Source organism: Saccharothrix syringae (assembly GCF_009498035.1).
GTDB classification, from domain to species: domain Bacteria; phylum Actinomycetota; class Actinomycetes; order Mycobacteriales; family Pseudonocardiaceae; genus Actinosynnema; species Actinosynnema syringae.
Window position 1 is genome coordinate 9899089 of the sequence record NZ_CP034550.1, and the last position, 18196, is coordinate 9917284.

An 18196-nucleotide genomic window follows, 5' to 3' on the forward strand; every position below is an offset into this window, starting at 1 on the left:
GCCTTCCAGGTGGTGGTGGCCTGCCAGGACACGCCGCCGTCGCGCAGGGTGCGGCGCAGCGTCTCCCGGCTGATCGCGGCGACGGTGCCGCGGTCGAGCAGATGGTCGCGCAGCCTGGACAACGACCAGGTCGAGAACGCGGTGATGCCCCAGTCGGCGGGCGCGGTGCGGGCGATCAGGCAGATCCGTTCACGGATCGCCTCACCGATCGTCCGGCTCCGCCCGCCGCTCCATTTTGGGTCTGGCGCCGCGAACCCCCGCTCGTGAAGGCGTGGATCACATCACGCACACAGTCCTCGCTCACCTGCATCAACGAGGTGATGTCCCGGACCGCCTGGCCCTGGCCGGACATCAGCACCACGATCGCCCGCCGCGGCCGTGCAGGACCAGCCTGACCGATCACCCCGACCGATCGATTACCGGGTCACCCCTCCGGGACACGCCACTGGTACCGCGTACTCAGGCGTCGCCGCCGTCCCCGTCGGCATCGTCTCCGCCGCCGCCTGCGTCGCCGTTGCCGTCGTCGTCCGACGAAGTCCCGTCCCGGGGGTCTGGCCGTACCCGCCACTCCTCTCGGACCTTGGGGCCCAGGAGTGCGGTCAGGGCGTCGGGGACACGGGTATCGCGGTGGCCGGGGATCATCAGCGGCTGCTCACCACGCGGCAACAAGTAGAGCGTCGTGCCTGACCGCTCCCCCGGCCCCCCGGTGTGCGTCACGATCACCTTGACCAGGTCGTCCGCGTCCAACCACCGCGTCGACCACCCCTTGCGCAGCCGAACGCCGGCGGCGGTGAACTCGGCCTCGCGCGGCTGCCCCCGGTAAGCCCGCGCCCCCGTCACCGCCGGGGCGAGGAAGGGGACCGCCAGGCAGACCGGGAACCACCACGACGTGACCGGCACCCCGAGCAGCAGCCCTCCCACGAGCACCGGCGCCGCGAGCAACGTGCCGCAGCCGACCGCCGCCCACGCACCGCCCACCCGCGTGGACCACCTGACACCCCGCCCATGGTGGCCCCACCGGACACGCCTGCACAGGACGTTCACAACTCTCACCGCACGCGTCCACGTCCCCCACATACAGTCGATCGCATGACACGCCGGGTACTGGTGGTCGAGGACGACCTGACCATCGCCGAGTCCGTGGCCGCGCGGCTGCGGGCGGAGGGGTTCGAGGTGGAGCTCGCGCACGACGGCCCGTCCGCCGTGGCACGGGCCGTGAACGCGGACCTCGTGGTGCTGGACGTGATGCTGCCGGGCTTCGACGGGCTGGAGGTCTGCCGCCGCATCCAGGCGCAGCGGCCCGTCCCCGTGCTGATGCTGACCGCGCGCGGCGACGAGACCGACCTGCTCGTGGGGCTGGCCGTGGGCGCGGACGACTACCTGACCAAGCCGTTCTCGATCCGGGAGCTGGCCGCGCGGGTGCACGCGCTGCTGCGGCGGGTCGAGCGGGCCGCGTCGGCGGCGGCGAACCGGATCGCCGTGGCCGACCTGGAGATCGACCTGGCCGAGCGGCGGGTGCTGCGCGGCGGCACCGAGGCGCACCTGACGCCGACCGAGTTCGAGCTGCTGGTGCACCTCGCCGAACGGCCGCGCGCGGTGCAGTCGCGGGAACGGCTGCTGAACGAGGTCTGGGGCTGGCACGACGGGTTGGGCGCGGGGACGCGGACCGTCGACAGCCACATCAAGGCGTTGCGCCGCAAGCTCGGCACCGACCTGATCCGCACCGTGCACGGCGTCGGCTACGCGCTGGAGGTGCCGCGGTGACCCTCAAGTCGGCGGTGTCGACGGCCGTGGAGCTGCTGCCCAGGCCGCTGGACCCGGTGCGGTCGATCAAGCTCAAGCTCTGCATCCTGCTGCTGGCCGCGTTCGCGGCGGGGTTCGCGTTCTTCTGGTACCAGATCGGCTGGCTGCCGCCCACCACGACCATCGGCACGATGGCGATCGTGGTCGTCACCTCGCAGGTCCTCGCGCACGGCATGACCAGGCCGCTGCGCGAGATGACGGCGGCGGTGCGGGCCATGCGGGACGGCGACTACAGCCGGCGCGTGCGCGCCACGGCGCGGGACGAGGTCGGTGAGCTGGCGTCCGCGTTCAACCGGATGGCGGCCGACATCGGCGCGGCCGACCGGCAGCGGCGCGAGCTGATCGCGAACGTGTCGCACGAGCTGCGCACGCCCATCACCGCGCTGCAGAACGTGCTGGAGAACGTCGTGGACGGGGTGGCGCAGCCCGACGCGGCGACCATGCGGACGGCGCTGGCGCAGACCGAGCGCCTCGGCCGGCTGGTCGCGGAACTGCTCGACCTGTCCCGCATCGACGCCGGCGCGCACCGGCTGGACAAGGCGGAGTTCCCCCTGGAGCCGCTGCTGACCGACGTGGTGGCGGAGGTCTCGGTGGCCGCCCGGGGGGTGCGGTTCGCCGTGGACGTCTCGCCGCCCGGGGCGGTGGTGTACGCCGACGAGGCGCGGTTGGCGCAGGTGGTGGCCAACCTGCTGGACAACGCGGCACGCCACGGGCCCGCCGGGGGCGAGGTGCGGATCACGGCGGCGGTAGGGCGCGAACTGGTGCTGGAGGTCGCCGACGACGGGCCGGGGATCGCGCCGCAGGACCGGGAGCGGGTGTTCGAGCGGTTCACGCGGGGCGAGCGGGCCGGCGGGGGTGGGACCGGGTTGGGGTTGAACATCGCCCGCTGGGTGGTCGACCTGCACGGGGGGACGATCGCGGTGGTCGACGGGCCGGGGTGCCGGATCCGGGCCACCCTGCCCGCCGCAGCGACCTGACCCGAGGCCGACCCGCACTACGGGCTGAGGCCCACGCCTGCCCTGAGGCCGGAGCCGGAATTGGTCCGAAGCCGGGGTTGGTTCGAAGCCGGGGTTGGTTCGAAGCCGGGGTTGGTTCGAAGCCGGGCTGACGCACGTCTTCGCAGCGCTTCGCACAGGTCCCCGCCCAGGGGGACCCCCGATTTCCATTTAACCAACAACCACCGACATTTCCGGCTGCCCACCCACACTGCCGCACCAAACCGCCGCACCAGACCGCCCACCCAAGCCACCCAAGCCACCCAAGCCACCGCCCCAATTCGGCGGTTGATGACGCACGCCCCCAGGAGCCCCCGCATGTCCCCCACCCGCGTTCTCCTCACCGCCACCGCGGCAGGCACCGCCGCGGCCCTCCTGATCACCCTCGACCGCCCCGGCCTGGGCTGGCCCCTCACCGCCGCCCTCGTCTTCGTCCTCCTGGGCGGCAGGGTCACCCCCGTCTGGGCAACCCTCTCCACCGCCCTCTTCGCGGTCAGCGCCATCACCGCCTCCGAATGGCTCTTCACCCTCTGCGCCACGGCCGGCTGCGCCGCGGCCTCCCTCGCGGTGGTGGGCGGCAGAACGGCGAGGGGCCTCGTGTTCGGCATGGCCGCGGTCCCGGGTGCCGCGTTCCGCGCGATCCCGTGGCTGGCCAAGCACCTCAAGCAGAACGGCGCGCCCAGAACCCGCCCGGCCCTGATCACCCTGGCCCTGTTGACGGTCTTCGTCCCCCTCCTCGCCGGCGCCGACCCGACCTTCGCCGGCCTGCTGACCTCCCTCCTCCCGCACACCTCCGCCGAACCGGTCCTGCTGTTCACCGCAGTCGCCCTGGGCACGCTCGGCGCGTGCCACCTCCTCGTCGTCCCGGTCGTCCTGGACGACGACGTGTCGGGCAGGCGCCGGATCGGGCGGCGGGAGTGGGTGTTGCCGGTCGGGGCGCTGGTGGTGCTGTTCGCGGCTTTCGTCGCCGTCCAGGTCGCCACGCTGTTCGGTGGTGACGACCACGTCCGCACCACCGCCGACCTCACCTACGCCCAGTACGCCCGCTCCGGTTTCTGGCAGTTGCTGGCCGTCACCGTGCTGACCCTGGCGGTGATCGGGACCGTCGCGTACCTGGCCGCGCCGGAGGACCACCGGCCGTTGCGGCTGCTGCTGGGCGCGTTGGGCGCGCTCACCCTGGTGATCGTCGCCTCCGCGCTCACCCGCATGTGGCTCTACCAGCAGGCGTACGGGTTCACGGTGCTGCGCGTGCTGGTCTCGGCGTTCGAGCTGTGGTTGGGCGTGGTGTACCTGCTGGTGCTCGCGGCGGGCGTGCGGATGGCGGGCGCGTGGCTGCCGCGGGCGGTGCTCGCCTGCGGGTTCGTCGCGCTGCTGGGGCTGGCCGCGCTCAACCCCGACCGGTTCATCGCCGAGCGCAACGTGGCCCGCTGGCAGGAGACCGGGAGGATCGACGCGTCCTACCTGGGCCGGTTGTCCGACGACGCCGTGCCCGCGCTGCTGGTGCTGCCCGACGACCTCCGGGTCTGCCGCGACCACCCGGCGGAGGACGACTGGCGCACCTGGAACCTGGGGCGTGAACGGGCGCGGCGGGCGTTGGCCGAGCGGCCCGTCAGCGCGTGCTCACGCCGGTGACGTGGTCGGCGATCATCAGCGCGATGGTGCGGGCGTGGGTGACCGGCGCCCAGTGCCCGGCGTCGACCACGCGTCGCCGCAGGTCGGGGGCCCAGCGCTCGACGCCGTCGTTGACCGCGGCGGTCACGTAGCGGTCGCGCAGCGGCTGGACGAGCTGCACCGGCACGTCCGTCCGCCGCTCGCGGGGTGCGCGCAGGCGGGGGATGAAGTTGGCCCGGTACAGCGCCATGCCGCGCACGCCGTCCTCCACGACGGTGGGCGCCACGGGGGCGTTGACGCCTTCGAGGCGGCGCAGCAGCGCGCCCCAGCGCGGCCCGACGAGGTGGCGCCAGACCAGGGGCGCGACGAGCGGCAGGTGGAACGCGGCGATGTACCAGGAGCGGCGCAGCTGGTTCAGGTCGGACCGCTGCCTCATCCGGTGCCCGACGTGGTCCAGGCAGGGGCCGGAGATGGAGGTGTAGGACGCGATGGGCGCGCCGGGGGTGGTGACGGCCTCCCACGCCTGGATGGAGCCCCAGTCGTGCCCGACGACGTGCACGGGGGCGTCCGGGCTGACCGCGCGGGCCACGGCGAGCAGGTCGCGGCCCAGTTCGGGCAGCCGGTAGGGGGCCAGGCCGCGGGGTGCGCCCGACGCGCCGGCGCCGCGCACGTCGTAGGTGACGACGTGGAACCGCTCGGCCAGCACGGCGGCCACGCCGTCCCACACGCGGTGGGTGTCGGGGTAGCCGTGGACCAGCAGGACCGTCGGCGCGGAGCGGTCGCCCTGCTCGAACACGGCCAGTCGGACCCCGCCGGACTCCACGTGCACGGTTGCCCCCCGGATTACTACGCTGGCGTAGCTTTGGCAAAGCTACGCCACCGTAGCAACATGGTCGGGTGGGCACAACGCGTCGCAAGTACGCCCCGCGCCTGCCGCCGGAGCAGCGGCGCGAGCAGCTGCTGGACGGTGCGCTGGCGCTGATCGCGGGCGGCGGGTTCGACGCGCTCACCATGGAGGCGGTGGCCCGGCGGGCGGGCGTGACCAAGCCCGTGGTCTACGAGCTGTACGCGAACCGGGCCGAGGTCATCGCCGCGCTGCTCCAGCGCGAGGCCGAGCGCGCCACCGCGCAGGTCCTCGGCTCCATCCCGCCCGCCGGCTCCGCCGACCGCCCACCCGCGGACGCCTACGCCGACGGCGTCCGGGCGTTCCTGACCTCGGTGGTCGAGCACCCGGACCGCTGGCGGCTGGTGCTGCTGCCGCCCGAGGGCACGCCGCCGGAGTTCCGGGTGCACGTCGAGCTGGTGCGGGCCCGGGTGCTGGCCCAGGTCAGCACGCTGGCCGACGTCGGGCTGCGGGCCAGGGGCGAGGCGGACCCGGACGCCGAGCTGCTCGGGCACGCCATGCTGGCCCTGGCCGAGATGGCCGGGCGGCTGGCGATCACCGACCCGGCGCGCTTCCCCACCGACCGGCTGGTCTCGTTCGTGGCAAAAATCGCACACGTGCTGCCGAACGGCTGACTTCCCCCGTTCGTGGGTAGGCCCGGGGGAAGCCCCCCGAAAGTACCCTCCGAGGAGGTGCCTCTCCGTGCTCGCAGCCGTGCTGACCTTCGCCGGCTCGTTGCTGGTCGCGCTGGTGGTCGTCACGCTCGTCCACCGGGTCGTCGGCCGCCTCGCCCGGCGGTCCGGCGTGTTCGCCGGGCTGGCCCGGTACGCCCACAAACCGGCGCTGGCCACGGCCGTGCTGGTGGCCGTGCAGTTCTCGCTGGGGGTGGTGGCCAGCGGCGACTGGCGGCCGGTCGCGCTGCACCTGACCGGGATAGCGCTGATCCTGGCCGGGGCGTGGCTGCTCGCCGCGCTGCTGGTGGTGATCGAGGACGCGACCCTGGCGCGCATCCGGGTCGACGTGTCCGACAACCGGCACGCCCGCCGCGTGCACACGCAGATCACGCTGATCCGGCGGGTCACCGTGGTGGTGGTCGGCGTGCTCGCGATGGCCGCGGTGCTGATGACGTTCCCCGAGGCGCGAGCCGCCGGGACCTCGATACTGGCCTCCGCGGGCGTGATCGGCGCCATCGCCGCCCTGGCCGCGCAGTCGCTGCTGGGCAACGTGTTCTCCGGCGTGCAGCTCGCGTTCAGCGACGCGGTGCGCCTGGACGACGTGGTGGTCGTCGAGGGCCAGTGGGGCCGCATCGAGGACATCACGCTGACCTACGTCGTGGTGCACCTGTGGGACGACCGGCGGATGATCCTGCCCACGTCGCACTTCATGAAGACGCCGTTCGAGAACTGGACGCGGACCCAGTCGGCGCTGCTCGGCACGGTCGAGCTGGACCTGGACTGGACCGTGCCGGTGGAGGACATGCGGCAGGAGCTGCGGCACGCGCTGGAGGGCTGCGACCTGTGGGACGGGCGGGTGTCCGTGCTCCAGGTGACCGAGGCCGTCGGGTCGTTCGTGCGGGTCCGGGCGCTGGTGAGCGCGTCCGACGCGGGCCGGCTGTGGGACCTGCGGTGCGTGGTGCGCGAGCACCTGGTGTCGTGGCTGCGGTCCCGGCACCCGAACGCGCTGCCGCAGGTGCGGGTCCACGACCTGCCCCGCGCGGGCCGGGTGTTCGAGCGGGCGGCCAGCGGCGCGTCGGACAACCGCGTGTTCGGCGACAGCGCCGACGGGCAGGAGCGCGTGCAGGCTTTCATGGGGCCCGAGCAACCGCGCTGACCCCGCGCTCCGTCCTGGTGGCAGTAGCGGTTCGGGAGGGTGCATGCGGAAACTGGTGGTGGCGTGCCTGGCCTTGGCGCTGGTCGGCTGCGGGCGGGCCGCCGTGCCCGGTGACCTGCCCACGGTGGTGAGCGTCGTCACGCCGGCCGTCACGGTGCCGTCGTCGACGGGGCCGCTGGGGCCGCAGGCGAGTGCGGCGCTGGGGCGGGCCGCGGAGGCCGGCGCGAGCACCGTGGGGGTGACCGTGTCCACCGAGCCGGGGCTGCTCAAGCAGGTGGTGGCCGGGCTGCGGGCGCTGGGCGCGACCGTCGACACCCCGGACGGCGCGGTCGACCACGTCCGGGCGACCGTGCCGGTGGACGCGGTGGCGCGGGTGCCGGCCCTGGAGGGCGTGCGGCAGGTGGACGTGGACGAACCGCTGTCCAACGGCGACCCGACCCCCTGACCGGCGCGCCCCGCCCGGACGACGTCAGCGGCTGTCCAGGGTGGAGCGGAAGCTCTCCGACCAGGAGAGGTCCACGACCCGCGTGGGCGCCTGCCCCGCGGATGCCGCTCTGGTGACCGGCAGGTCGCCGTGGGTGTGGATCGGCCACGTGGCGAGGACGACGGCCGGGAGCAGCCAGGGGATCGCCCCGGCCGCCCGGTACCCGTACCCGACGAACAGGCCGTGCAGGCCGCGCAGCCACCGCGCCGGCTCGACGCCCTGGAGCCGCGCGTTGCGCGCCACCGTGACGCCCGCGGCGAAGACTCCGCCGCGGAACCCCGCGTCGGGCGGGAAGAGGTCCCCGACGCGTGCCCGGAAGGGTTCGACCGCGCTGCGCCGATGCCGGTCCTCCGGACCTGTCACGAGGCTGCCGCGCATGTTCAGCGAGTCGGAGACGCGCGTGCCCACCGCGTAGAACCCGGCGTCGGCCGTGAAGCCGTCGCGCGGGGAGAAGGCACCGTCGGAGGCTCGCACCGAGTTCGTCGGCGGAGGCTCGTCGGGGCGGTGCTCGGACACCACGTGCCCCCGACCGCTCCTCGCGGCCGGCAGCACCTCGCCGTCGAGCCCCCCGGACGCGTTCGCCGAACCTCGCGTTCGCCCGAAGCCGGGCGCTGCTCCGTGCCACGAACCCGTCCCGCGGTCGACCGGACGCACCACCACGCGCGAGTCCCGTGCGCCCCGCCCGTCCGGGGCCCGGAAAGACCTCGGGGCCACCCCGCGCGCGGCGAGGTGGCCCCGAGGGGGGGAATCCGGACTAGACCACGCTCTGCACGACCACCGCGCCGCGGCCGACGACCGCGCCCTCGGAGGTCTGCACGGTCAGCTCACCGCGCAGCACCCGCCCGGCACCGGGCTGGCCCTGGGCGGTCACCACGCCCGGCACGGTCCAGGTCGCGCCGGCGGCCCGGTCGGCCGCCGTGTCGGTCACCTGGACGGTGCCCAGGCCCGGGGCGGTGAACACGTCGAGGTAGTCGTACTCCGTGGTGCCCGCGGGCACCTCGTAGCCGTCCACCACGACCCGCCACGCGCCCGGCGCGGGGTTGTTGATCGTCACCGACTCCTCGGAGTCGCCGTCCGCCTGCTGGCCGGCGATCACGCACGTGCCGGTGGTGCAGTTGTAGACCAGCAGGTCCAGGTCGGCCGAGACGTCGCTGGTGCGGCCGATGGTGGCCCGCAGCGACGTCGCGCCCGGCAGGACGGTCAGGTCGTAGTTCTGCACCGCCGCGTCCGCGATGGACGGCCGGGCGATCCGGGCGCTGCCCAGGTCGCTGCCGACGAGCTTGCCGTTGAACACGGCCAGCGTGTTGGACACCTGGTAGCTGCGCTCGACCGGCACGCCCGCGGTCGCGGAGGCGATGGTGTCGGGGTTCGGGCTGATCGTGGTGCCCAGCACCGACGCGGTCACCGAGAACGGCGCCTCGGCGGCGTCGGAGGTGCGCCGCGCCTCGACCACGATCTCCCACACGCCCGGCGTCGGGTTGCTCACCGTGCGGCTGGTGGGGCTGCCACCGGCGCAGCCGGCGCCCGCGTCGGGGTTGTAGCAGTTGGTGGACGAGGTGGTGTCGAACGGCACGCCGTACGGGTCGTAGCGCAGGAAGCGCACCTGGCCCTTGCCCGCCTCGCCGCCCGCGGCCATGTCGACGCGCAGCGCGCTGGTGCCCGCCGGCACCCGCACGAAGAAGCTCTTCGACTGGTTGCGCGCGATCGTGCCGGTCTTGGTGACCGCGTGCTTGTCCGCCGCGACGAACTCGTCGGCCGCGAACACGGTGTTCAAGGTCAGCACGTCGATGCCGCGGGTGGCGGCGTTGTCGAGCTTGAGCACCGCCGAGTGGGCACCCGCCGTGCGCGGCTTGACCTTGACCGCGAACTGCACCGGCGCGTTCAGCGGCAGGGTGACCAGCGACGGCGACGAGAACGTGCCGTCGTTGCCCTGCCACTTCACCACGAACTGCTGGTTGCGGTCCGGGCCCGTGGTGCGGGTCAGGGTGTAGGTGCGGGTGTACTCCTTGCCCACCTGCACGCCCTCGCGGTCGTGGATGCCGACACCCGTGTTCGGGGTGGCCAGCAGGCCCGACAGCGCGGTGTTCACGGTCACCGACGTGGTGACCGACTGGATGTTCGGGTGCGCGTTGAGCTGCGTCCACGCCTTCTTGGTGTCGAACAGGCCGGCGCCCTGCTCGTACGCCTGGAGCGTGGAGACCCACTTGGCGCCGGACACGATCGCGTTGCGCAGCTCGGCGACCGGCGGGCGCTGGCCGTCGTGCTCGGCCTTGTAGGCCGACACCAGCAGCGCGGCCGCGCCGGTGGCCTGCGGCGAGGCCATCGAGGTGCCGTTGAGCATCGCGTAGCCCGGGGGCAGCTCGAAGGTGCCGGCCACCGGGCCGGGGTTCTGCCACTGCGGCGTGGTCGAGATCGCCGAGCCGGGCGCGACGATGGTCGGCTTGAAGCCGCCGTCCTCGCGCGGGCCGCGGGAGGAGAAGCCGTGCAGGCCCTCCGCCTGGGCGGTCACCGAGCCGTAGTTGGCCAGCCAGGTCTGCTTGGTGATGTAGGAGCCGACGCTGACCGCGTTGTCCACCACGGAGGGGTCGCCGACGGTGTTCGCGCCCGCGCCGCTGTTGCCGGCGGAGATGAACACCTGGACGTTGTACTCGGTGATGGTGCGGTTGTAGATCTCCGCGCGGGCGTTGTTGCCGTCGTTGAGCGCCGGCAGGCCGCCGATGGAGATGTTGACGACGTCCGCGCCGTTGCGCGCCGCGTACAGCAGGCCGTCGATCAGGCCGCTGTTGGTGCACGACGGGGTGGACAGGCAGACCTTGACCGCCATCAGCTTCGCGCCGGGGGCCGCGCCCTGCATCTTGCCGCCGAACATCTTGTTGGCCGCGGTGATGCCGGCGACGTGCGAGCCGTGCGCCGCGCCCGCGATGCCGATGTTGACGTAGGGGGTGCCGCCGACGTCGTAGTTGGACCGGTCGGTCTGCACCACGAACGCGACGGTTTCGAGCACCGCGGTGGACGGGTTGTCCGTGCCGAAGTGGCCGACGTCCTTCTTGTACTTGTAGTCCAGCATCGCGGCCTGGTCGGTGAAGTCGCCGTCACCGTCCACGTCGACGCGGACTTCCTTGGTGGTGACGTCCTGCAGCACGCCGATCGCGTCCACGCGGTCGCCGTCGCGGTTGATGTCGCCACCGGTCTCGCTGTTGGCCAGGCCGAGGTCGCCCGCTGACTCGCGGAACAGGCCGAAGCTGTAGGGGCCGCCGGTCGCCGGGGCCTTGTAGGTCGCGCCGCCGCTGGTGAACGTGCCGGTGTAGCGGCCCGCCATGGACACCCAGGTGCCGTCGCCGGAGTTCACCGCGTTGGCGTTGTACCAGTCGACGATCTTGCGCTCACCGGTCGACGTGGTGGCCAGCGCCGGGTGGTCCAGGTCGATGCCGGAGTCCATGATGGCGATGGTCGTGCCGCGGCCGTCCCACTTGGGGTGCGCGTCGGTGAACTGCGCCGCCTGGGTGTCCTGGGTCGGCATGTACGGGTTCTTCTTGGGCGTCTTCGCGCCCGGCGCCGGCTGCGGCAGGGGGGTGGTCGCGCCGTCCGGCGCCGGGTCGTCGAGGTCGACCAGGCCGTCGACGTCCACCGCGTTCACCGAGGCGAGCTTGGCGGCCTTCTCGGCCTTGTCGCGCGGCACCGAGACCTTGAGGTAGTCGACGTCGCGCTCGGTGGTCTCGACGACGCCGCCCAGGGCCTTGAGGTCGTTGGCGGCGGAGTCCAGCTTGCCCTCTTCGGCGGCGACCAGGAGCGTGACGTTCGCCTGACCGGCCTTCTCGGCCTCGGCGAGCTGCTCCAGGTCCTGCTTGTCGAGCTGCTTGTCAGCGGGCGCAGGCGCGTTCGGCGCCTCCTGCGCGACGGCCGAACCGGCGGCGGCGAAGCCGAACCCAGTGGTGCCCAGCACGGCGGCCAGCAAGGCCGCACTGGCGCGGTGTCTCCACCGGCTTACTGAGTTGATCACGGCGCAAACCCTTCGTGGGGAAAGAATGGCGCAAGCACATCTCCCCGGCTCTGCGCGAACAATCGGACGAACAGCCCAACAGGAGGAAGCAAATAGGACCGAATGGTCTCTTGCGCGAACGCGCGAGAAGTGCCGCACAAGTCGAGAACGAGTGCGACTCCTCCAGTCAAGGGCCGACCGGCCGGTATGTCAACCAGTGTCAACGGTGAATTCCCGGATCACCCCAACAAACGGTAACAAATCGCACTCCGGGGCGATGGCGAGCAGACTGGGCGGCATCGTGGACGCCGCGTTGATCGACCGGATAGCCGACGAGCTGTACGCCCTGCCGCCGGCGCGGTTCGTCGCGGCCAGGGACGCCCACGCGCGGCTCGCCGCCGAGCGCGGCGACCGGGCCCTGGCCGGCGAGATCGCCGCGCTGCGCAAGCCGACCGCGGCGGCGTGGGCGCTCAACGTGCTGGCCAGGACGGCGCCGGCGGACCTGGCCGGCGCGGCGGCGCTGGGCGAGGAGCTGCGGGCGGCGGGCGAGGAACCGGCCGGCGACGTGCCCCGGCAGCTCGCCGCGCGCCGGCGGGCCGTGCTCGGCGCCCTCGTGCGGCTGACCGGGGAACTGGCGCGCGAGGCCGGCCGGCCGCTCGGCGCGGAGGTCGTGCAGCAGGTGCGCGCCACCCTGGCCGCGGCGTTCACCGACCACGTGCTGGCCGCGCGCATCCGCACCGGGCGCCTGGTCAAGCCGGTCGAGCGGACCGGCGCCGGGCGGACCGCGGCGACCGGGCGCGACGACCTCGCACCCCGCCGCGCGCGACGCCGGGAGCGCCAGTTGGCCGGGGCGGGGCGGGACGCCGACGCGGCCAGGGCGGACGCGCGCCGGGCCGACGTGGCCCTGGCCGAGGCCACCCGGGAGCTGGAGGAGCGCACCGAGCGCACCGAGGCGCTGCGCGCCGAGCTGCGGCGGGCGCAGCGGGCCGAGCACGAGGCGGCCGGCCGGACCCAGCGGGCCCGCCGCCGCGCCGAGACCGCCCACGACCGGCTGACCAGGGCCGAGCAGCGGCTCACCGAGCTGCGGGGTGACGCCTGACACCTCCCCGTACCCCGGGGAACACCTTTCCGGTACCGCCCGTTCTACTAATGGTCGGCGCGAGTGGACGCCGCACCGGACGTCAGGACCGCCAGGGCACTCCCCCCGAGCCCGCCGCGATCCCCATCCCCGAGGCGTTGCGGGTGCGCCCACCCATGCCCGACCGCCGTCGGCCGGACGGAACTCCCCCTCACCGAACGGCCGGCGGCCCCCGATCCCCCCTTCCGGCGGTCCGCACGTCGACGCCGGCGAACTGGCGGCCGAACCCGCCGCCGCCCCGGCGGCTCGCACCGTGTCCACGGCGTGCGCTTCGATCTAGACTCGCCCGATGGACGCGGATGTCATCGTCGTCGGCGCGGGCCTCGCGGGCCTGGTCGCCACCGCCGAGCTGGTCGACGCCGGCCGCCGGGTGATCCTGGTCGACCAGGAGCCGGAGTCCTCGTTCGGCGGCCAGGCGTTCTGGTCGTTCGGCGGGCTGTTCATGGTCGACACCCCCGAGCAGCGGCGCCTGAAGGTGCGCGACTCGGTCGACCTGGCGCTCCAGGACTGGCTGGGCTCGGCCGCGTTCGACCGCGAGTGCGACCACTGGCCGCGGCGGTGGGCCGAGGCTTACGTGAACTTCGCGGCGGGCGAGAAGCGGTCGTGGCTGCACGCGATGGGCGTCCGCTGGTTCCCGCTGGTGCAGTGGGCCGAGCGCGGCGGGTACCTGGCGGGCGGGCACGGCAACTCCGTGCCGCGGTTCCACGTCACCTGGGGCACCGGGCCCGGCCTGGTGGAGCCGTTCGAGCGGCGGGTGCGCGAGGGCGTGGCGCGCGGGCTCGTGCAGCTGAAGTTCCGGCACCGCGTCACCGGCCTGACCGGCACCGGCGGCGAGGTCGACGGCGTCCGCGGCTCCGTGCTGGAACCCAGCGGGGTCGAGCGCGGCGCGCCCAGCTCGCGGGTGGTCGTCGGCGAGTTCGAGCTGCGCGCGCAGGCCGTGGTCGTCACCTCCGGCGGCATCGGCGGCAACCACGAGATGGTGCGCCGCAACTGGCCGTCCCGCCTGGGCACCCCGCCGGAGCGGATGCTGTCCGGCGTGCCCGACCACGTGGACGGCGAGATGCTCAAGGTGGTGCAGGAGGCCGGCGGGAACATCATCAACGAGGACCGCATGTGGCACTACCCCGAGGGCATCGCCAACTACGCCCCCGTGTGGAGCCACCACGGCATCCGCATCCTGCCCGGCCCGTCACCGCTGTGGCTCGACGCCACCGGCCGACGCCTGCCCGTGCCGCTGTTCCCCGGGTTCGACGCCCTCGGCGCCCTGGAGCACATCGTCAAGACCGGCCACGGCTACTCGTGGTTCGTGCTCAACAAGCGGATCATCGGCAAGGAGTTCGCGCTGTCGGGCTCCGAGCAGAACCCCGACCTGACCGGCAAGGACGTCAAGCAGGTCGTCAAGCGGGCGCTGCCGGGCGCGGTCGCGCCGGTCGAGGCGTTCGCCGAGCGCTCCGAGGAGTTCATCTTCGGCTCGACCCCCGCCGAACTGGCCGCCGGCATGAACAAGCTGGCCGGCACGTCCCTGATCGACGCCGACGAGCTGCACCGCACCATCGTCGAGCGCGACCGCCAGGTCATCAGCGGCCTGGGCAAGGACGCGCAGGTCAACGCCATGCGCGAGGCCCGCCGGTTCCTCACCGACAAGCTCATCCGCGTGGTCGAACCGCACCCGCTGCTCGACCCCAAGGCGGGCCCCCTGATCGCCGTCCGGCTGTCCGTCCTGACCCGCAAGACCCTCGGCGGCCTGCACACCGACCTGTCCGCCCGCGTCCTGCGCCCCGACGGCAGCCCCTTCCCCAACGTCTACGCGGCCGGCGAGGCAGCCGGCTTCGGCGGCGGCGGCGTCCACGGCTACCGGGCCCTGGAGGGCACCTTCCTGGGCGGCTGCCTCTTCTCCGGCCGCACCGCCGGCCGCTCCGCCGCCACCACCACCGCCTGACCTGTCCCGAACGCATGACACGCGGGTCTTCAACGCATGACACGCGAGACTCGAACGCATGACACGCGAGACTCGAACGCATGACACGCCGGGCTTGAACGCATGACACGCCCGGAGTGAGAGCGCTTTCACCGGCGTGTCATGCGTTCAGAGCGCGCGTGTCATGCGTTCGGGACCCGCGTGTCATGCGTTCAGGACCGGTGAGTTCTGCGTTCGGGGGTCAGCGGCGGCCGTTCAGCTTGCGGGCCAGGTCGTCGGCGTCGGCCAGGCGCAGGTCGTGGTAGAGGCGCAGCGCGGCCAGCCAGTGGGGGCGGGCGGCCTCGACGCCCTCCGACTGCTCCAGCACGTCGCCGATGGCCCGGTGGCACAGCGCCTCCTGGTACCGGTCGCCCAGCCGCGTCGCCAGCGCCAGCCCCGCCCGGTACGACTCCAGCGCCTCGTCGGAGCGCCCCAGCTGCTGCGACGCCGCCCCCAGCGTGTGCAACGTCGCCGTGTGCGCCTTGGACGGGGCCGAGGGGAACAGGCTCAGCGCCTCCGACGCGTGCCGCAGCGCCTCCTCCGGCTGGTGCTTGCGCAGCAGCACGTTCGCCAGATTGTTCTGGATGCTGGCCCGCGACCGGTCGTCGCCCACCTCGCGGGCCACCTCCAGCGCCTCCAGGATCACCTCCTGCGCCCGGTCGAGCCGGTCGTCGGCCATCAGGCAGTACCCGAGGTTCGCCAGCGCCGCCAGCTCCAGGTCCCGGTCGCCGTCGGCGAGCCCGGCCGCCCGGGTGCACGCGTCGATCGCCTCGTCGATCCGCCCCAGGTCGGCCAGGGTCGACCCCAGCCGCAGCAGGAACGCCGCCTCCGCGTGCCCGTCGCCCAGCTCGCGCGCGGCGGCCAGCCCGATGCGGCACAGGGCCAGCCGGTCCAGCCGGTTGCCGCGGCGGAAGTGGAACGCGTCCAGGCACAGCGCGAGCTGCCAGGTCCGCTCGCGCTCGCCCGCGTTCAGCGCGATGTCCAGCGCCAGCCCGAGGTTCGCCTCCTCCAGCGTGAACCAGTCCAGCGCCGCGTCGTGCGAGGACAGCTCCGGGAACGACGCGGGCCGGTGCTCCGGCGGTCCGAACGGCCGCACGTGGTCGGACAGGTGCGCGCGCGCCGCGTCCGCCACGAACAGGTAGTAGTCCAGCAGCCGATGCGTCGCCAACCGACTGTCCTCTTCGGACTCCAGCACGGCCAGTTGGTGCGTGAACAGCCGCACGAGGTCGTGCCGCGAGTACCGGTCCGGCGTGGACTCGTGCAGCAGGTTCGCGTACGCCAGGGTCCGCAGGTGCGTCCGCGCGCTCACCACGTTGATGTCGAGCAGCGCCGCCGCCGCGTAGCTGTCCAGGTCCGTGCCGGGGTGCAGGCCCAGCCGCCGGAACAGCCGGGCCGCGCCCTCGGGCAGCTCCCGGTAGCTCACCGCCAGCGCCGCGTGCACCCCGCGGCCGGCCTCGGGCAGCGACAGCGCCGACAGCCGGCCCTGCTCGTCGCGCAGCTCGTCGACCAGGGACTGGATGGTCCACCGCGGCCGGGACGCCAGCCGCGCGCCCGCGATCCGCAGCGCCAGCGGCAGCCGGTCGCACAGCTCGCACAGCTCGGCCACCGCCTCGGGCTCCTGCTCGATCCGCGGCCGGCCGAGCAGGGCCGCCAGCAGGTGCTCCGCGCTCTCCTCGGGCAGCGTCGGCACGTGCAGCGACGTCGCGCCCTCGGTCACCACGAGGTCGTCCAGCCGGTGCCGCGAGGTGACCAGCACCAGGCACCGCGCCGAACCAGGCAGCAGCGGCCGGACCTGCTCGGCCGACCGGGCGTTGTCCAGGAACACCAGCACCCGCCGCCCGGCCAGCAGCGACCGGTACTGCGCGGCCTGGTCCTCCAGGTCCGCCGCGATCTGCGAGTCGGTCAGCCCCAGCGCCCGCAGGAACCCGACCAGCGCGGTGCGCGGGTCCAGCGGCTCGGTCTCGTCGAACCCGCGCAGGTTCACGAACAGCTGCCCGTCCGGGAAGTCCCCCGCCACCCGGTGCGCCCAGTGCAGCGCCAGCGCCGTCTTGCCCACCCCGGCCGGTCCGACCAGCAGCCCGATCGCCGAGTCCTGACCCATCAGCGACTCGCCGAGGTCCGACAGCTCCAGCTCCCGGCCGACGAACCCGCGGTGCTCGCGCGGCAGCTGCGCGGGCGCCCGTTCGACCTGCGGCTTCGGCGCGGTCTCGCCGGCCAGCACGGCCTGGTACGCCTCCCGCAGCTCCGGCCCGGGGTCCACGCCCAGCTCGTCGGCCAGCCGCTCCCGCGTCCGGTGGAACAGCTCCAGCGCCTCGGCCTGCCGCCCGGACCGGTGCAGGGCCGGCAGCAGCCGCGCGACCAGCGCCTCGCGCAGCGGGTTCGCCGCCACCGCGTCGCCCAGCGCCGCCACCGCGTCCGCCGCCCGGTCCAGCCGCAGCAGCCGGGTCGCCAGCTCCTGCACGGCCACCAGCCGCTGCTCCTCCAGCCGCGCGGACACGGCCTCGCGCAGCTGGTCGCCGGGCACGTCGGCGAGCAGCGGCCCCCGCCACAGCGCCAGCGCCTCGCGCAGCAGCTCGACGGCCCGCCCGTCCGCCTCGTCCCGGGCGCGACCCACCAGGTCCTCGAACCGGAAGGCGTCCACGGCGTCCCGCGCGCCGGTCAGGACGTAGCCGGGGGCGCGGGTGACGAGCGCGACACCACCGGAGAGGACCTTGCGGAGCTGGGCGATATGTCCCTGGAGGGCGGCTTTGGCCTGGGGTGGCGGTGAGCCGTCCCACACCAGGTCGAGGAGGCGGTCACCCGACACCACCCGGTTCAGCTCCAGCGCGAGCGCCGCCAGGACGGTCCGGCGCTTGGCCGCACCCAGGTGGACCGGCTCCCCACCTGCGGAAACCAGCTCCACCGGACCGAGCAGGTTCACCCGCATCCTGGAAGCCTTTCGGAGCCGCCGCCTTTGGTGAAAGAGTCTCGCACAACCGTCCGCGGCCCCCTGAGGGGCGCGTTGGCCCGGCGTTGGCACCGCGTTGGCGGTCGGCCCCAGGGTGGTTGCGTCCAGCACGCTGCCTCCGCGAGGGATTCCGATGTACATCGCCGAAACCGGGGATGGGCAAGCCCCGTCGCCGCAGAAGGTCGCGACCGCCGCCGCGCAGGTCGTGGCCCTCCAGGAGACCGTGAACTCGGGCCGGGTCTCCCTCGACCCCGCCACCGGCGAGGAGCTGCGCAGGATGCTCCTGGAGCAGATCGACCAGGTCGACTCGTGGCTGGAGCGGGCCGGCCGGCTGGCGCGCCCCGCCCCGCTGGGCGCCAACCCGGTCGGCGACCGGATGGCCCACAAGTTCGAGACCCGCGCCGACGGCGACCCGCGGTCGTTCGTGGCCGTGATGAGCGCCTACCGCGAGGTCCTGCAGCAGACGCACGACTCGGTGCGCAGCGCGATCCGCAACTTCACCGCGGCCGACGACGAGCACCGCCTCGCGATGGCCAGGATCAACGGCACGACCGAGAGCTGAGGCACCG

The 18196-nt window shown here is 73.8% G+C and carries 14 protein-coding genes and 1 pseudogene; 9 read left to right on the forward strand and 6 right to left on the reverse strand.

What is annotated here, in order from left to right; all coding sequences use genetic code 11:
- Positions 1-104 precede the first annotated feature (104 nt).
- Both EKG83_RS49930 and EKG83_RS41770 read right to left on the reverse strand, forming a co-directional pair.
- Positions 105-212: pseudogene (locus tag EKG83_RS49930) on the reverse strand (hypothetical protein); the annotation flags it as partial.
- Positions 213-459: 247 nt separating this feature from the next.
- A complete protein-coding gene (locus EKG83_RS41770; RefSeq protein WP_033434735.1) occupies positions 460-978 on the reverse strand; it encodes a hypothetical protein in 519 nt (172 codons plus the stop codon).
- A 111-nt stretch (positions 979-1089) separates the two neighbouring features.
- Between EKG83_RS41770 and EKG83_RS41775 the strand changes: the two genes are divergently transcribed.
- From EKG83_RS41775 to EKG83_RS41785, 3 genes are all read left to right on the forward strand, one after another.
- Complete coding sequence (locus EKG83_RS41775; RefSeq protein ID WP_033434736.1) at positions 1090-1764, forward strand: response regulator transcription factor; 675 nt, start codon at positions 1090-1092, stop codon at positions 1762-1764.
- Between the two features lie 26 nt (positions 1765-1790).
- On the forward strand, positions 1791-2780 hold the full coding sequence (locus tag EKG83_RS41780) for a HAMP domain-containing sensor histidine kinase (RefSeq protein ID WP_033434765.1): 990 nt from the start codon (positions 1791-1793) through the stop codon (positions 2778-2780).
- Between the two features lie 336 nt (positions 2781-3116).
- Complete coding sequence (locus EKG83_RS41785; RefSeq protein WP_051766808.1) at positions 3117-4430, forward strand: DUF4153 domain-containing protein; 1314 nt, start codon at positions 3117-3119, stop codon at positions 4428-4430.
- Here EKG83_RS41785 and EKG83_RS41790 read toward each other — a convergent pair.
- Entirely contained in the window at positions 4408-5238 is an 831-nt protein-coding gene (locus EKG83_RS41790; protein ID WP_211269251.1) for an alpha/beta fold hydrolase, read from the reverse strand. The genes EKG83_RS41785 and EKG83_RS41790 overlap by 23 nt on opposite strands.
- Positions 5239-5306: 68 nt before the next feature.
- Between EKG83_RS41790 and EKG83_RS41795 the strand changes: the two genes are divergently transcribed.
- The 3 genes from EKG83_RS41795 to EKG83_RS41805 all read left to right on the forward strand — a co-directional run bounded on the left by EKG83_RS41795 (position 5307) and on the right by EKG83_RS41805 (position 7567).
- The gene (locus EKG83_RS41795; RefSeq protein WP_033434738.1) at positions 5307-5927 is read left to right on the forward strand and encodes a TetR/AcrR family transcriptional regulator; all 621 of its coding nucleotides are present in this window, start codon (positions 5307-5309) and stop codon (positions 5925-5927) included.
- A gap of 67 nt (positions 5928-5994) precedes the next feature.
- The gene (locus EKG83_RS41800; protein WP_051766809.1) at positions 5995-7122 is read left to right on the forward strand and encodes a mechanosensitive ion channel family protein; all 1128 of its coding nucleotides are present in this window, start codon (positions 5995-5997) and stop codon (positions 7120-7122) included.
- Positions 7123-7165: 43 nt separating this feature from the next.
- On the forward strand, positions 7166-7567 hold the full coding sequence (locus EKG83_RS41805) for a hypothetical protein (protein ID WP_153278767.1): 402 nt from the start codon (positions 7166-7168) through the stop codon (positions 7565-7567).
- Between the two features lie 24 nt (positions 7568-7591).
- On the opposite strand, the gene EKG83_RS41810 is transcribed toward EKG83_RS41805, so the two are convergent.
- Both EKG83_RS41810 and EKG83_RS41815 read right to left on the reverse strand, forming a co-directional pair.
- On the reverse strand, positions 7592-8080 hold the full coding sequence (locus EKG83_RS41810) for a hypothetical protein (RefSeq protein WP_153278768.1): 489 nt from the start codon (positions 8078-8080) through the stop codon (positions 7592-7594).
- A 280-nt stretch (positions 8081-8360) separates the two neighbouring features.
- Complete coding sequence (locus EKG83_RS41815) at positions 8361-11606, reverse strand: S8 family serine peptidase (protein ID WP_033434742.1); 3246 nt, start codon at positions 11604-11606, stop codon at positions 8361-8363.
- Between the two features lie 256 nt (positions 11607-11862).
- Here EKG83_RS41815 and EKG83_RS41820 point away from each other — a divergent pair, with 256 nt between their 5' ends.
- Both EKG83_RS41820 and EKG83_RS41825 read left to right on the forward strand, forming a co-directional pair.
- On the forward strand, positions 11863-12684 hold the full coding sequence (locus EKG83_RS41820; protein ID WP_051766810.1) for a hypothetical protein: 822 nt from the start codon (positions 11863-11865) through the stop codon (positions 12682-12684).
- A gap of 328 nt (positions 12685-13012) precedes the next feature.
- Positions 13013-14662: an FAD-binding dehydrogenase gene (locus EKG83_RS41825; RefSeq protein ID WP_033434743.1), complete on the forward strand. Its 1650-nt coding sequence runs from the start codon at positions 13013-13015 to the stop codon at positions 14660-14662.
- A gap of 220 nt (positions 14663-14882) precedes the next feature.
- On the opposite strand, the gene EKG83_RS41830 is transcribed toward EKG83_RS41825, so the two are convergent.
- The gene (locus tag EKG83_RS41830) at positions 14883-17606 is read right to left on the reverse strand and encodes an AfsR/SARP family transcriptional regulator (RefSeq protein ID WP_033434744.1); all 2724 of its coding nucleotides are present in this window, start codon (positions 17604-17606) and stop codon (positions 14883-14885) included.
- Between the two features lie 154 nt (positions 17607-17760).
- Here EKG83_RS41830 and EKG83_RS41835 point away from each other — a divergent pair, with 154 nt between their 5' ends.
- Positions 17761-18189 carry a hypothetical protein gene (locus tag EKG83_RS41835; protein ID WP_051766811.1) on the forward strand — a complete coding sequence of 143 codons (429 nt, stop codon included), beginning with the start codon at positions 17761-17763 and terminating at the stop codon, positions 18187-18189.
- Positions 18190-18196: the final 7 nt, after the last annotated feature.